The sequence below is a fragment of the Phaeodactylibacter sp. genome, from assembly GCF_040219495.1.
Taxonomy (GTDB): domain Bacteria; phylum Bacteroidota; class Bacteroidia; order Chitinophagales; family Saprospiraceae; genus Phaeodactylibacter.
Map to the genome: position 1 here is coordinate 1 of NZ_JAVJSK010000039.1, position 16109 is coordinate 16109.

The 16109-nt window shown below is 47.9% G+C and carries 13 protein-coding genes; 2 read left to right on the forward strand and 11 right to left on the reverse strand.

Annotation, left to right across the window (positions count from 1 at the left end; genetic code table 11):
* Positions 1-191: 191 nt before the first annotated feature.
* On the reverse strand, positions 192-1145 hold the full coding sequence (locus RIC19_RS05340) for a hypothetical protein (protein ID WP_350177260.1): 954 nt from the start codon (positions 1143-1145) through the stop codon (positions 192-194).
* Positions 1146-1399: 254 nt separating this feature from the next.
* Here RIC19_RS05340 and RIC19_RS05345 point away from each other — a divergent pair, with 254 nt between their 5' ends.
* Entirely contained in the window at positions 1400-2665 is a 1266-nt protein-coding gene (locus RIC19_RS05345) for a beta-helix domain-containing protein (protein ID WP_350177261.1), read from the forward strand.
* A 128-nt stretch (positions 2666-2793) separates the two neighbouring features.
* Positions 2794-5670, forward strand: a complete 2877-nt coding sequence (locus RIC19_RS05350) for a TonB-dependent receptor domain-containing protein (RefSeq protein WP_350177262.1) — start codon at positions 2794-2796, stop codon at positions 5668-5670.
* A gap of 59 nt (positions 5671-5729) precedes the next feature.
* Here the strand turns inward: RIC19_RS05350 and RIC19_RS05355 are convergent, their stop codons facing one another.
* From RIC19_RS05355 to RIC19_RS05400, 10 genes are all read right to left on the reverse strand, one after another.
* On the reverse strand, positions 5730-7028 hold the full coding sequence (locus RIC19_RS05355; RefSeq protein ID WP_350177263.1) for a 1-acyl-sn-glycerol-3-phosphate acyltransferase: 1299 nt from the start codon (positions 7026-7028) through the stop codon (positions 5730-5732).
* A 33-nt stretch (positions 7029-7061) separates the two neighbouring features.
* Positions 7062-7754, reverse strand: coding sequence for a TIGR04283 family arsenosugar biosynthesis glycosyltransferase (locus RIC19_RS05360; protein ID WP_350177264.1), 693 nt, complete (start codon positions 7752-7754; stop codon positions 7062-7064).
* A 32-nt stretch (positions 7755-7786) separates the two neighbouring features.
* Positions 7787-8869: a BamA/TamA family outer membrane protein gene (locus tag RIC19_RS05365; protein WP_350177265.1), complete on the reverse strand. Its 1083-nt coding sequence runs from the start codon at positions 8867-8869 to the stop codon at positions 7787-7789.
* A gap of 274 nt (positions 8870-9143) precedes the next feature.
* On the reverse strand, positions 9144-10277 hold the full coding sequence (locus RIC19_RS05370; protein WP_350177266.1) for a porin: 1134 nt from the start codon (positions 10275-10277) through the stop codon (positions 9144-9146).
* Positions 10255-11517 carry a TrkH family potassium uptake protein gene (locus RIC19_RS05375; RefSeq protein ID WP_350177267.1) on the reverse strand — a complete coding sequence of 421 codons (1263 nt, stop codon included), beginning with the start codon at positions 11515-11517 and terminating at the stop codon, positions 10255-10257. Before RIC19_RS05375 ends, RIC19_RS05370 begins: the two co-directional genes overlap by 23 nt.
* A 149-nt stretch (positions 11518-11666) precedes the next feature.
* Complete coding sequence (locus RIC19_RS05380; RefSeq protein ID WP_350177268.1) at positions 11667-11822, reverse strand: hypothetical protein; 156 nt, start codon at positions 11820-11822, stop codon at positions 11667-11669.
* A gap of 360 nt (positions 11823-12182) precedes the next feature.
* Positions 12183-12860: a response regulator gene (locus tag RIC19_RS05385; RefSeq protein ID WP_350177269.1), complete on the reverse strand. Its 678-nt coding sequence runs from the start codon at positions 12858-12860 to the stop codon at positions 12183-12185.
* Complete coding sequence (locus RIC19_RS05390; RefSeq protein WP_350177270.1) at positions 12853-13947, reverse strand: sensor histidine kinase; 1095 nt, start codon at positions 13945-13947, stop codon at positions 12853-12855. Before RIC19_RS05390 ends, RIC19_RS05385 begins: the two co-directional genes overlap by 8 nt.
* Before the next feature lie 565 nt (positions 13948-14512).
* Positions 14513-14647 (reverse strand): hypothetical protein, encoded by a 135-nt coding sequence (locus RIC19_RS05395; RefSeq protein ID WP_350177271.1) that lies wholly within the window; start codon positions 14645-14647, stop codon positions 14513-14515.
* Between the two features lie 46 nt (positions 14648-14693).
* Positions 14694-15821, reverse strand: a complete 1128-nt coding sequence (locus RIC19_RS05400) for a serine hydrolase domain-containing protein (protein ID WP_350177272.1) — start codon at positions 15819-15821, stop codon at positions 14694-14696.
* Positions 15822-16109 lie beyond the last annotated feature (288 nt).

Genomic DNA, 16109 nt, shown 5'->3' on the forward strand with positions numbered 1-16109 from the left:
AAACCTGCAGCAATTAACCGAAGATATATGGGTCGCACATATTGAGCGGAACTGCGCCTATGAAGTCAGGCGAAGGAAGAATCATGGCGATTTAATCTCCAAATTAAAAAACGGTTGACGCCTATGCGGTGCACCGGGACAAGCCGATTACGAAAGGCCCAACACGCTCTTAGAAATGCTATGTAACATCCCTAAGCCGCCAGGAATTTAATAAACAGTACCAGGAGGATACTTATCACCAAGCCAAAGAACACTTTGCCCAGGTCAGACAGGATCATCCGGAAGAGCTCACGGGAGAACTTCTTGTCCAGCTGATAGCGGATCGCGATCTCCCGGCCAGCCAGCAGGCCAATGAACACCCAGGTGGTGCTCATCGGGATATTGCTCATCTCTTTGAAGAAGAACAGCACCACACCGTAAGTGGCATCAATAATGGTGGCCGAGCGGATATCTACGGTATTGGTCTTGGCTTTTACGATTTTCTGGATGGCGCCCCCTTTGCTGTAGAAGATGTAAGCCAAAAGAGAAAGCAGAATGACCAGCGAAACAGCCAGCGTCGTGGCACTCGTAGAGCGGGGAAGGTAAACGTAGATATTGGCGAAGTCCTGAATCAGCCACTGCGACCACAGGAAGCCGGTGGAAAGCCACTGTAGGGGCACCCAAAGGCGGCGGTCGGCAGCAGTGGGCCGGGTCTCGATAAAGCGGCGCTCTACCGATTTGGTGATGACAAAATAAATAATAATCGCCACCGTAAAAGCAACGATATACCCCAGGATGGACTTCACCGTCATGTCTACCAGGTTCTTCTCATTGAAGAAGGTCAGGATGAGGAAAGAGGTACTCACCGGAATCCCCGTACGGGTGAGCGACATCAGTACCAGAGGCGGCAGCAGGTAATACCAGGCAAAGGGGTCCGGGAGCGGGTACTTTTCCAGGCGGCCGTAGGACACATCGCCACCGTAGTTCAGCCAGCCATATACCAATGTAGCGGATAATATACTGCCGGCAAATAGCCAGAGGACGAACCAGGAACGCTCTTCATTGGAAGAAAGAAAGGTGCCCAGGGTTTGGATACTATCATTACCGACTACGGAATAACCAGCGAGGATAAAACCCGCCCACATAAAAATCAGGGATGGATCCATGTGTTGTTTGCTTCTAAAATAGTGAGCGACAAAATTAGCGACTACTCCTGCAGGTGGTGTTAAGCCAAGGTTAAGTTTCATTATTACCTGCCTTAACACAAGCATTGCCAAAGTGTCCTAATACAAAACAACCTATTCTCAGGGTGGACGCCCCAAAAACAAGTTAATCATTAATTAACACGTTTTTAATCTTCGGTTATCAACTAGCCCCGACATTTGCGGCAGATTACACTTACACAAAAAAACTTTTGTTTATGAACTTTCGACTGTTAGCAATGCTTTTCGTGGTCTCTGCGCTTTCCTTCACCGCTTGTGATGAAGATGATGACCCCGTAACACCGACTCCGGAACCCGTTGATGAATCAACCATCATCCTGCGGGAGAACATCACTTCTGATGCAACCTGGGAGTCTGACAAGATTTATGTTTTGGGCGGCCGAATCACCGTTGAGTCCGGTGCAACGCTGACGATTCAGCCTGGTACTGTGATCAAAGCTGAGGCAGGTACAGGCGCTAACGCAACGGCGCTGCTCGTAGCCCGCGGCGGCACACTGATTGCTGAAGGTACAGCTGATGCACCAATTATTTTCACTTCTATCGCTGACGAAATTACGCCTGAGCAGGTAGCTGGCGGTGACTTCGCAAGCCCGAACCTCGATCCGGACATCAATGGCCTTTGGGGTGGTGTGATTGTTTTGGGTAACGCAACTATCTCAGCATCTGCCAGAAATGCAGATGGTTCTCAAGGTGAAGACCTGAGCGAAGTTCAAATCGAAGGCATTCCTTCAACGGACACTAACGGTCTTTACGGTGGTAATGACGATGGCGACAACTCTGGCGTTATCTCTCACATCTCTATCCGCCACGGTGGCGCAAACATCGGTGCAGGTAACGAAATCAACGGCCTTACGCTCGGCGGTGTAGGTTCTGCTACCACAATCAATAACGTTGAAGTAGTAGCTAACCAGGACGATGGTATCGAGTGGTTCGGTGGCACAGTTGATGTCAACAACGTGGTCGTTTGGAACGCTGGCGATGACGCTATTGATACCGATCAGTCCTGGGCGGGTACCCTTGACAACTTCTTCGTAGTTACGCCTGTTGGTAGCTGCTTAGAGCTGGACGGTCCTGAAGGTTCTTACATTGCCCGCCATACCATCAAAAACGGTACTGTTGTTGCTGGCATCTTCGAACTCAACGATGATGATGAGCTAGAGCTCGTTGCCGGTGCAACTGGTTTCCTTATTGATGTAGATGCAGGAGATAGCCCGACTCCAGTTGACATGAGCAACATTCACTTTGTTGGTCCATTCGCTTCAGGACAAACAGTTACTGATGATGAAGCTGTAGAAGCGACTTTTTCTAACGTAACTTTTGATGTTGACCCAGCAGACCTTGAAGGACTAATGGAAGAAGGCACTGTACCTGCAGGTATCTCTGCTGGTGGTGCTCCAGTTGCTGACAAGTCTGACCTCGGCTGGACCTGGGCTTCTATCAGAGGCGGACTGGACGGCCTTTAAGCCGAATGACAAACTATTATTCTGACATTATTTCTCTCCATCATTTTTGATAAATGATACTGAAAAGATTCATGGCTTCCGGGCCGTGAATCTTTTCACTTTAAAATTGCCCTAAATAATTTAAGCACATGAGGCAGCTTTTAACTATCCTATTCCTACTCACTGCACTGTTTGCAACCGCTCAAAATGGCACCATCCGAGGCACCGTAATTGAAGACGAAAGTGGCTTTACAGTGATTGGAGCAAACGTGCTGGTTAAAGATTCCGACCGCGGTACGGTTACTGACCTTGACGGACAGTTTTCCATTCCTATTGCTCCTGGCACTTATGCGGTACAGATTTCCTACATCGGTTTTCAGACCCTGACAATTGCTGACGTCGAAGTGGTGGCCGGTGAAGTCAACGCTCTCGGTGAAATCCGCCTGGGAGATGACACCAAACAACTACAGGAGGTCGTCGTCACCGGCAAAGCCATCCGCACAACGGAGGCGGCTTTGATGACCATCAAGAAAAAAGCGCCTGCCATGCTGGACGGTATCTCCTCGGCGCGCATGCAGCTGACGGGGGATGCCACCGCAGTGGAAGCGGCCAAGCGTGTAACCGGTGTTTCCATTGAAGGCGGCAAATATGTCTACGTTCGTGGACTGGGGGACCGCTATTCCAAGACGACCCTTAATGGTGTGGATATACCGGGGCTGGACCCCGACCGGAACACCATTCAGATGGACATCTTCCCTACCAGCCTGATCGACAACCTGGTCGTGAGCAAAAACTTCACGGCTGACATGCCGGCCGACTTTACCGGGGGCCTGCTGAACATAGAAACCAAGGATTTCCCTGAGGAAAAACTCGTTTCTGCATCCGTTAGCCTGGGTTATAACCCCCAGATGAACCTCACCAATGACTTCCTCACTTACGATGGTGGCGATACCGACTTCCTCGGCTTTGACGATGGCTCCCGCGCGTTGCCTAATGGGGCGGGCAGGGCCAATATCCCCACTCCTATCAGCGGTAACTCCTCTGAGGAAGTGGGCCAGTTTATCCGCAGCTTCAACCCGGAGCTGGGCGCCAATCGCGAAACCAGCTTCCTCGACTACAGCGCCAGTGTGTCTCTTGCCAATCAGCTTACACTGAACAACGAAAAAGAAGGCAAACTCGGCTATATAATGTCCCTCTCCTATCGCAATGACTACACTTACTATGATGATGTATTTTATGGAGAATACCAGCGGGTGACAGACCCGGCAGATTACGAGATGATATATGCCAACGATCAGTTTGGACAACTCGGTGAGCAAAGTATTCTGATCGGCGGACTTGCAGGCCTGGCGTACAAAACTCAACGCTCCAAGTACCGCCTCACTGCTATGCGCCTTCAAAATGGGGAAAAGCGTGCGGGCCAGTTCGTGATCGACAACAACGGCGACGCGATTGGCCAGTCTGGTTTCATCGCGTTGTCTGACAACCTGGAATACAATCAGCGTTCCCTGACCAACTTCCTGCTGAACGGCACACACGTACTGGGCGATAAAGGATGGGAAGTGGACTGGCGTACTGCTGCGACTATCTCTACCTCTGATGATCCGGACATCCGTAAGACGGCCTTCACGGCATCTCCGGTTGATACCAACTTCGTAGCCGGTGCAGGAGGCAACCCTTCACGGATCTGGCGCTACCTGGACGAGACCAACCTGGTCGGGAAAGTGGACGTCACCAAGCAATATACCTTCCGGGGTGAAAATGCCCGGCTTAAGTTTGGAGGTGCCTATACCTTCAAAGAGCGGGATTACGAAATCCTCTTCTATGACGTTCAGTTCTTCGGAGGCAGTACTTCTTTTGATCCGGCCCCAAATGATGTACTTGTTGATGAGAACCTGTTCCCAACCGGAAACATCTACTATCAATCGGGCAATAATATTCCTAACCCGAACCAGTATAATTCAACAGTAAGCAATACAGGACTATACGTTTCCAACGAAGCTGACCTGTTCCCAGGCCTTAAAACCATTGTTGGCATACGTGCAGAAAACTACGTTCAGCGCCATACCGGCCGTGACCAGCGTTTTTCCAGCGGTGACCCCGGAGGAAATAACCTGGAAAGCGAAAAGGTCCTGGATGATCTGGACTTTTTCCCTTCCGTCAATTTAATTTACAGCATTCAGGAAGAGCAGAACCTGCGCGCAGCTTACTCCCGGACTATTGCGCGGCCTTCCTTCAAAGAGCTGTCCTTTGCCCAGATCCTGGACCCGGTAACCAACCGGATTTTCAATGGTAGCCTGTTTAGCCTCGGAGCCTGGGACGGCAATCTGGTAGCGACTCGTATTGATAACATCGACCTGCGCTGGGAGCTGTTCATGGAAGGCGGACAGATCTTCTCTATCAGCGGTTTCTACAAGCGGTTCGATCAGCCCATAGAATTGGTGCGGCTGCCTCAGGCGGCGACCAGTGCGGAGTTCCAGCCCCGTAACGTGGGGGATGGGCAACTCTTTGGATTGGAATTTGAAGTGCGCAAGAGCCTGAACTTCATTGCTCCTGCGCTGGGGGACTTCTCCTTTAGCGGTAATGTCACCGTGGTAGAATCTCAAATTGACATGACCGATGCAGAGTTTAACAACCGTCAGTTATTTGAGCGGGAAGGGCAAACCGTCGAGAATACCCGCCAAATGGCCGGGCAGGCACCTTACGTCATCAACGCAGGCCTGACCTACGGCAACCGCGATAACGGAATCGACGCTGGCCTGTTTTATAACGTCAAAGGGGAAACGCTGCAGATTGTAGGCACCGGCTTGTACCCGGACGTCTACTTCCAGCCCTTCCATAGCCTGAACTTCAGCTTCAATAAAAAGCTGGGTGTAGAGCAGAATACAACCCTCGACTTTGGCATCAACAATATCCTGAATGACGAGGTGGAGAGCTTCTACCAGTCCTTTGAGGCGACACCACAGATTTTCAACCGGGTGAATCCGGGCGTTTCCGTTAGCGTAGGCATTAGCCACAAGTTTTAATTACGAGTATGAGTATGTTTGGAGCACCTTTACGTTGTAAATCACCTCCAAACATACTCTCAAGCCTTTTCGAGCTTTGGCTTCAGGCTATTGTACAAGCCCAGTACCTCTTCCCGCCGTTTCAGCAAGGCCTCCACCTGCCGGTTGGGCACGATGCGCAGACGCCGGTGTTGCCGGTATTCATGCCGGTACTCCAGGTAATACAGTGCGAAGTAGCCCGACAATAACAGGCCCAAATAAGCCGGGAGCAGCCACCACGCCTGTGTGGCGAGAGTGACTACAATTATCGTCAGGGTGCTCAGCAGGTACATACCCAAGCTGACGGCCCAGCGTACGGGCATCACAAATTCGTGGGTTTTAACGCGAGTTTCGGAAATACGCTTGCCGGGTAGCGTCAGTGGTTTGTTGAAAGCATAGCCCAAGGCAAAGACGGGAAAGCCCAGCCACAGGGGCCAGGCCGCCGGGGGGGCGCCGCGGTGCACAAGGGTGCGGTCTTCCAGCCCGAACTGCCCGAGGTGCTCCATGTAGTTGCCTACTGCTTCCCGCAATTCAGGCAGCAACCCGGGATCTGCTCTGCTCACTTTCGTGGCTACAGCTTTTTCCATTTCGAAGCGCTCCGGGTCATTGGATACTACCGGGAAGCGAGGCGCTTTAAAAGCACTGCGGTGCATTTGCAGGAGGCCTTCCACCACCTCATCGTTTTCGGGTTTTTCTACAACTACAAGACAGTCTTCCAGAGCCGGCTTTACCGCATTGGTCAGCTCCATGATGGCCCTGTTGGGGTTGTGCACATATTCCTCCAGATAGTCCCGGGCTTTAACCGGCTCACCAATCTCTATCATCACCTCTGAGCGCGGCCGCTCGGCATAGGTGAAATTGACACCGCCGGGCACGATGTAGACCTCTTCCAGATCGTACGCTTCAATAGCGCCGAAAGCCATTCGGGCAGTGCCTTTTTTCAAAGGCCGCAGCCGTTTCACCTGTATCGTACTACCCTCGATGAGGATCATGACCGTGCGGTCGTCGTGCAGGGCTTTAAAAACAGACTGAAAAGTCTCATAGTTATTCTTGACCTTGCTGTAGCCACCGTCTTTACGCCGATAAATGGGCAGCATATTCAGGCTGCGCAGCAGTTGATCGAAGATTTTCTTCTGGAACAAATTGCCCCGGACCAAAAAGAAGAGCGGGCGGTCCAGGAAGCAGGCCATCAGGCAGGGTTCGATAAAAGCGGTAGGGTGGTTGGATGCCAGAAAAACCGGCTTATCCCTAGGCATACGCTCGGCATTGGAGACGTAGATTTTTCGATAAAAGGCTTTCAAACCCAGGCGGGCAATTGGCCGCACAAATGAATACAACATGTAAGCTTTCCATTGGTTATTGAGGGCGTAAAGTTAACGATATTTCAAAAGCCTGCAGTAGGTATTGGCCAATCGCTGCTGAGAAAAGCCCAATCGGTACATGTTGAAAACGATCAGATTGGCCAGTTGCACCCGCATGTAGCTGTTTTCTTCGTACTTGCGGGCGGAAATCAGCGTCGCCTTGGGCATTATTTTGAAGGGGTATTTTTTGCGAGCCCGCTGCAGCAAGTCGTACTCTTCCATGATTACATAATCCTCCCGGTAGCCTTGCATAGCTTCGAAAACAGCGCGGTTGATGTAGATCGACTGATCACCGCCCCGGCACCAAAGGAAATCAAAGCGGGTAAAATAGGCATTGATGCGCAACAAGGGATGGTCTGTATCGAAGCGCGACTGATAAGCGCCCATCGGATACCCCCCGGACCGGGCGGCAGCAATATCGTCCAGGTAAGAAGCCGGGGGCAGGGTATCGGCGTGGACGAAATAGAGCACCGCTCCCCTACTCTGCTGTGCGCCGTAGTTCATCTGCCGTGACCGCCCTTTCTGCGGGGCTTTCAGGACCGTCGCACCGGCTGCCGCAGCGATTTCGGGCGTACCATCTGTACTGCCGGCATCCACGACTAGTATATCCACGACCCGATCATCGGCATTTTCACGCAAGTGCTGTACAAGCGGACCGATATGCCCTGCTTCATCCAGGGCAGGTATAATAATACTGACTGTCATTGATTATTGCTTTTTCAGAAATCATCGCTCCTTCAAAACGCCTCCCCTACCGTCAGGTAAAAACCGCTCGTCCCTTCACCAAACCCGTAATCCAGGCGTACATGGACCTGCTCGGCTTCCAACAGGAGAAAACGTAGCCCGAGCCCGGCGGTCCATCGCGTATTTTGGGCCCGGAAGCCTGAGATTTGGCGAGCTACATTCCCCAGCCCTCCGAAGACGGCCCCTTTGAGCCGCCAAAATAAGGGAAACCGGTAACTCGCCTGCAGGATGGCCATCTGCCGGTCGCGATAGCGGCCTTCATAGAAACCGCGCATGCGCCGGGTACCGCCCATAAGCGCCAGGTGCGTAAAGGGAGGATCACCGGTATTGGCCTCCAGATAGGCGTTGAGGGCTACAACCGCTCCTGTCCCGGCAGACCAGTACTTGCGGGCATCAAGGGCGTACTTTGTGAAATCGAACTGACTCCCCACGAAGGAACCACTGCGGACCGCTCCAAGTTCAAGGTAATGCCCTGCGGTGGGATAGAACACGTTGTCGCGCTGATCGAGCAGCAGAAAACCGCCCGCTGCCGTCAGCAGGCCGCCCGATTGGCCCGTTGCCCCTTCTGCTTCCAAAAGGCCACCCGGCTCCAGGCCACTTACGTCCATATCATCGAGCCAAAAGCGGAAGCCAACGTACCACTGCCCGAAAGTCCGGCGAGCAGCGTTTAGGCGTACCCTGGGAAAAGCCAGGTCGAACAACTCTCCATCGTAGTCTTCGTACTGATTGCCAATGCCGTAATAGAAATAGGTGTACCGGTAGTAGCCCAGCTCACCGTAAACGTTGTACTGCCCGGCTTTGGCAAACACCTGAAACGGCAGATAGGCCAGGACCTGATTTTCCAGGGTGTATGCGCCCCCCAGCTGCAACTGCGAGGGCCGGCTTTCGGGCGACTCTCCGGGCAGGCGGAAGGTGTAGATACCTGCTGCCCCGAAGCCCCAGCTCGTTTCGGGCGTCAGAAAAACAATAGGCAACGCAACGATGCGGGAGGAGGATTGCTGTAGGGAATCTTTGCTGTCTTGTCCGTACAGCAGGCCCGCCCCAAAACACAACAAGAGGAACAAGGTGGTCTTCATGTTGACAAGGTACGAATATTGACAGGGGTTTGGATTAGGGGGGGTGGGAATAGACTGCAGGAAGTGAATACCATTTATGGTAATGTTTATAGTCTGTTAGGGCATTTGGTAGTAGGCTGTTCAGCCTGCTTTTACTCGTCACTAATTCCACCAGTGCGCCGTCAAGCTTGAAAAGTTGGGTGGCCAGAGCTGAGCAGAAGGAGTACTTCCCCCAGGCTGAGGATAACATGTGACTTCTCCAAAGTCGACTTTTATATGCGGTCTGTTCTACTTGTCATTCCATACCTGACAGAGCACCAGTCCCCACCGTCTCCGAAAACCGGATGGCCATAGATGCCGCAATAAAAAAGTTGTTGTTTGTGGGGGCGGTTGGCGTTTCAAAAATATTTTCCCTGTTGTTTAGCAAACGGCCTTCCAGTCTGCAAATGATATTTGGTGTGGGTGCGTAGTCGAGATTTAATGAGTAGGCTGTCGTTTGGAGAGCGTTCCCCGTTGCGGTTGTTGTGATGATGCCTGTTTCGTCCTGATAGGATTCAACCCGTACAGCCGTTTTCCAGGTTTGGTTGATGGTGTATTGCCCAATGATTACGGGGCTGTACCAAAAGTCATAGGTTGAACTGTTTTTGGTGCTTTGCTGTGCTCCGAGGTCGAAACCTGCGATCAACCCAAACTTGTCAGTAACCTGAAATTGCCCGTAAAGGTTATTGAAGTACCGTAATCGCCTTGTTGTGTCGGGGTCATCAGTTCCAATAAAGGTACTCCAGTTGAGTCTTACCTTTTCGGTAGGGCTGAAATTAACCTGTGTGCCAAATGACTGCATGGAATTGCCTTCCAAACGCTGAATACGTTGCCAACCGTTGGTGATCAATGCTGCTATTTGCCATTGGTCGTTTGGCTGATAAGTCAGTTTTGCGCCTGTCAGAAAGTAAGGGGAGTTTTCTGCCAGCAGGGACCGCGTCAGAGTCATATTGTCCATTGAAATGGCGCTTTCAAATCCTATGTGAGAAGGCAGGATGCCTGCATCTAACCATAGGTTGTTTTCTTTATTGAGGGCAATTCCAATGTTCGCTTCAAAGATATTCTTCAAAAGCCCCGGTTCGGCTGCGTAGTTGTCATTGGCGTAGGTCCCTGTTTGCAAGGCAAAACCAGCTCGGTATTTGGTATGCTGCAGGTCGAATTTTATCAGCCCTAAATTCAAATTAAATTCATTATGCCGGTTGTGGTTGAATAAAAACGGTTGCCGCCCTGTGCCTTGCGGCTCGTTAAAATCATACACGTAGAATATATCTGCAAAACCTGAAATATTGAGTACCGGCTTTTGGGACCAACTGCTGTCCACCTGTGCGGAAAGGGTGAAACTTATTAGACAAAAGGCGGCCATCACTTTATACTGCCAAATCTTCTTCATCTTCTATTGTTTTAATCCTGTTTTTCCTTGCCAAGATAGCCAATCCAAAAGTCAATAAGCCTAACCGGCCTACGAACATTACAAAAATAACCACCACTTTACCCCAGGCCGTCAGGTTGCCGGTGATGCCTGTACTTAGCCCTACAGTACTAATGGCGGATGTTGTTTCGAACAGGATTTGATCTAATGGAAACGGTTCAGTCATGGCCAGCAAAAAAGTGGACAGGAAGATAACCGATGCGTAAAGCATAAAAACGGAGGTGGCTACATACAGTCTTTCCAATGGAATGACTCTCCCAAAGAAAGTGACTCGCCGGTTGTTCCTGATCCTGCTCCACATGATCGCCAATAAGGCGGTCAGCGTAGTGGACTTCATGCCCCCGCCTGTCCCTGAAGGGGAAGCCCCTACGTACATCAGGAAAATAATCACCAGCATGACCCCCAAAGAAAACCTGCCAACCGAAACGGTATTGAAGCCTACTGTGGTCAGTGCAGTCATAGACTGAAAGAAGGAAACCATGAGTTTGTTTTCACCCAATTGGCTTACCGAAGGCTCAAAAAAGTATATCATCACCGTGCCAAGGGTTAACAGTAAGATGATGACTCCAAAAATAATGATGGTGGTAAACGTTATTTTCTTTGTTTTCCCCGAAATTCTGTTCCACAGGTCGGTCACCACAATAAAGCCCAATGAGCCGGAAATAGCTAAAACCGAGATGATAGTGTTGATAAACGTATGGTCTGCAAACTGCTCAAAACTATCATTATACAACCCAAAGCCGGCGGTGCAAAAGGCAGAAACGCTATGGAAAATACTGCTCCAAATGGCGAAGTTGTGCTCAACACCTGCTCGTGTGAACGCAATATAAAAGCACAGCGCCCCAAGGGTTTCCAACAGGATGGTGAAGACAATAACGGACTTTAAAAAATCTTTGATATCAAAGCCCTTCGGCATGGTAAACTCTGCATTTAAAATCCGCTGATGCCAACGGGTCAGCGGGCCTTTCCTCGAGAGGATAACAAAGGAGGTGAAGGTCATATAGCCAATTCCACCAATCTGGAAAAGTAACATCACAATGAACTGCCCAAACCAATTGTAGGTATCAAAAACGCTTACGGTAACCAGCCCGGTGGTTGAAATAGCGGAGGTGGCTATAAAAAGGCTATCTAAAGCTGCAACGGATTGCTTATGAAAAAATGGCAGGCAGAGTAGCCCCCACCCTATCAGGGTATAAGTCAAAAAACCATAAAGCAGGTTTTGCTGAGGAGAAAGGGAAAGCTGAAACTTCAGGTACCGTTTCCTGAATTGATACCAAGTGCTTTTTTTTGCTTTTTTGCTCCTGCTTTTTGTTGAGGGCAGTTCGTTTACGGGCTCCATTTTTGTTTTTTTTAGAAATGGAAATACCTGAAGTAGATAAAAGCCGTAACCCCCAAACCTATCATTAGGATACCCGGGGCAATCAAATGCCTGATGTCCGCATACCATTCCGAAATAGATTCGTAAGGTTTGCCATTACCTTCATCATAGAAAAAGTCCCATTTCATCGGTGTAATCTTTTAATACGGCAAAGATCAGATGAAAGTGATAAGCAGAAAATCAAGGATCGTCCCTCTTGTATAAAGATTTCATAAAGAACTGGCCTGTAGCGTATGTTTGGAGCACCTTTACGTTGCAAATCACCTCCAAACAAGCTCTAATTGCGCTTTTTGAAATTCCTATAGGCCTCCGTCAAAGCATGAAAGGATAAAAGCATGATGATGATGGTTCCTATAGTTAAGGCAACTATTAACATGATCTTGATGCTACAGTCGTTCATCTCTTGTTTCTTTTACGTTCAAACTTCAGGAAATTTGTATACGTAAAAAATCAAGATCGAAACACTTTGCGTAAAGATTTTATAAAGACTACTGAAAGCGATAACCGACACCGCTTTCCGTTGTGATGCGCTGGGGGTTGTTTGGGTTTTCTTCAATCTTCTTGCGAAGGGTTCCCACAAAAACCCGCAGGTATTGCGTTTCGGTTTGATAACTGTAGCCCCAAATTTCTTTTAGCAGGTATTGATGGGTCAACACTTTACCTTCATTTTTAGCAAACAGTGCCAGTAAATTGTACTCGGTTGCAGTGAGTTTGATGGCTTCCCCTTTTAGCTTAACGATCCGGGCAATTAAGTCAATTTCAAGATCTCCGCAAGTGATTGTTGAATCATTTTCTGTGTTTTGACTTCTTCGGATAGCAGACCGGATTCTTGCTAATAATTCGCCGGTGCGGAAAGGCTTGGTCAGGTAATCGGTTGCCCCATTGTCGAGGGCAGAAACGATGTCGGCTTCCGTATCCTGAACCGAAAGGATGAGAACAGGCTTGTTATACCATTCCCGTAGCTCTTTCAAAATTTCGTGTCCGCTTTTATCCGGCAAGCCAATATCGAGCAGAATAAGGTCGGGCGGATGACTGGCCGCTAAAACCAGCCCTTCATTGCCAGTGCTGGCCTGAATGACTTTATAGCCATTGCTCTCCAGGTTTATTTGCAGCAGCTTTCTGATTTGCGCTTCATCATCAATAATGAGTATTTCTGCCTTATTCATTTTCCAGATTTATTTGTTGCGAAAATTCACAGGGGATTTCAATGATGAACTTTGCCCCGCCCTCCTGCCTGTTGACCAACTGCACATTGCCACTCATGGCCTTCGTAAAACCTTTTACAATTGAAAGCCCCAGCCCGGTCCCGCCTGCTCCGGTGTGGTTTAACCGGTAGAATTTATCGAAGACGAGATCGATTTCGTTTTCAGGGAAACCCTCTCCATTGTCCAATACTTGTATGATGCAGTTTTTATCGCTATAGCTGACTTCAATTTTTATCTCCGTGTTTTGGGGTGTATGCTGCAAGGCATTATGGATCAGGTTATAAAGAATTTGCTCCACCAAACCACTGTCCAATTTAAACAGCGGCAAACTTTCATCAGGCGCGAACTCGATTTTGTGATGATTGGCGTTGTCTTGGTTGTCTTGGATAGCTGAGAAGACCAGCTCGTTCACATCGCACCAATCGGCCCGGGGTTGGATAAACCCCGCTTCGAGCCGGCTCATACTCAGGAGGTTTTCCACCTGCCTGTTTAACCGGAACGCTGCGATTTCAATTTCCGAATGAAGCGCATCCCGATTGTCTGCGGAGAGTTTGGTTTGATCATCCTTTATCGTGTCTACTGCACCGATAATGGTTGAAATAGGCGTCCTCAATTCGTGTGAAAGAGAATTGAGCAAAGTATTGTAGAGTTGGATGGCCTTGCCCTTTTCTTCTTCATCCCTTTCTTTCCTTTCCACTTCGCGGATTTTGAAAGTCAGCACCGCGTTTATCGAGGCGATCACGAAATACATCAGGAACATCAGGCCGTCTTCCGGCGTGGCAATTTGCCAGTTAAAAATGGGTGGGATAAAAAAGAAGTTCCAAATCAAAGCGCTAAGCAATGCGCAAAGCATTACGGGCAGGATATCAAATAGAATAGCATTGACCGAAACGACTAATAGCAAAATTAAGGCGACTGCTCTGTAGCCAATAAACTCAACGGAAAAAAAGCATAAAACGGCCGTCAATATGATCAGCAAAACACTGATTAGGTATTGCTTTTTCTTGCTGTATTTTCTGGTTTTAAGGAAGTCCAATTTTTGCCTCAAATATAACGATTGCGTTATAAAGATTTTGTAAAGGAATTGCTCTGTGCGTAGGTTGATCAAGGCAAAATCTCAAAAACCCTGTTTTGCTGGAGCCGAGTCTCACGGGAGGAGGCCGGTATATGTACACCTCGTTTCAACTTTTCCAAGAAAGTGGCTAATGTTCCGGGAAGAATAACGAACTTTATTGGCAAGAATATGTCTGGAGCGGTTTCGTCATGAAAATCAAGGATTTATGGTTCTGGCGAAGTCACTAAATTTGAGTTTAGCGGGCTAAGAGCGTGTTGGGACTTTTGTCTTCTAGTCGAAAACTAATAGTTTTTTGGTTAGACGAGGCATGAAAACCGGAGTTTAGCCTTAGCTAAATAGCCTGTCCCGCAGTTTGCGGGAAGGATTTTCGGGACGAAGTATAAGCAAAAAGTGTAGTTTGCAGACCGATTACTAAAGTCCCAACACGCTCTTAATCCTCTTATCGTAGGTTTACCATTGCACAGTTCGTCATCTACAGTTATTCGCTCAAAAATGTATTCCATCTTCTATCGTTTTTATTAGTACAATTCTCTGTTATTCAGAGTTCCCATAAAGTGGACCCGTCAGCCTGTGCCAGCGTGATTTCCTCGCAGAGCCGGTTCATGTTGAAGTAGAGCGTGCGCAGCCCAAGGGAACAGGCATGGTGGCCCAGGGCGCAAAAAGAAAAAGTCAAAAATCACTTATTGTGCCCGAGGGGAGTATATGTTTTGCTTGCGGAGCTATTCTTTTTCGCCATAATTAAATAAAAGAGAAATAACATTGTCCAATTCAGCATCGTCATCATTATTGAATACGATTACCCCAATACCAGAATTCGTATCATAATACATTTCAGTTGTTGTTCCTTTTTCTCCTCCACTATGTCCCAAAACACTTTTATTATTTATATTCTCATAATAAAATGACAAACACTGTTCTGAACTGCCAAATTGCAAGGTTTTCATCTCCAACATGCCTGCCATTGATAATATTTCAACACTATTTAAAGTACCATTTTGTATTACGGCTCTTAAAAACTGCGATAAATCTAATACCGTTGTTCGCAAGCCTCCATTTGGATAGTCGGGAAATGTGTAATGTGGGTTAGCACTTGTAATGTCTGATGAATAAGGAACGGCTAACTCTTCAATGGGAGTATTGGATAACCTCCATTCTGTTTTTGTCATACCTAAGGGTGTGAAAATATTATTCTTACAATAGACATCAAAAGGCGTTTCGGAAATTCTTTCTACTAAATATCCAACAAGTGCAGAAGCTAAATTGCTATAATCCTCACTTGTTCCAGGCTGATTATTTGAAAAATTATTCGCTGAGAAAAATTGACCACTACTCAAAAATACATCATTGAAGAATTGTTCTAAAGTCATTGAACAATCATCTCCATAACAGTCCAAATCTAAATTATTCTGAAAATCATCCGAGATGCTTGATGTATGACTAAGTAACATTCTGTAGGTGATTGCGATGTCGGGAAAATCTGGATTTCGGACTGAAAATGGCAAATATTGGTTAATATCATCATCTAAAGAAATTGAATTTTCCTCAAGTGATTTCATTAAAGCCACGGCTGTAATTGTTTTAGAAATAGAAGCCACTAAATAACGAGTATTGTCTGTTGCTAACTTATTATTAGCTTTATCTGCGAAGCCTTGGGCGTTGGAATATAAAATCTTATCATTTTTTACCACACAATATGAAATAGAAGTGAGGTCATTGTCTTCCATTTCAATTTTTAACTTTTCTTCGAGTTCTTCCTGCGAATTAACGGTTAAATCGTCACCTTTTTGACAGGATAAAACGCTCAAAAGGAAAAAGATAAATAATATCCTTAAACCATTATTGTTCATAATTTTATTTTTTTCTTACAGTACCGACTAATGTAAATATTTTCGTTGAATTTCATCTGGTGAATTACACATAACGACCAGGCTAGCCGCAGTGTCCCGAAGGGCATTGCGTATAGGTATTGTTGTACAAAACCTAAAGGTAACTAAAGCGGGTGCCAAAGCAGCCGGTTCGTTACCTTTAGCCTTATTTCATATTCTAAACTTCAAGATGATGAAAAAAAACGGTAATTGAAAGAGCCTGCGAAGAAATCCCCGCATTCAAAGCCACCTACCAGCAGCTCCTGACAA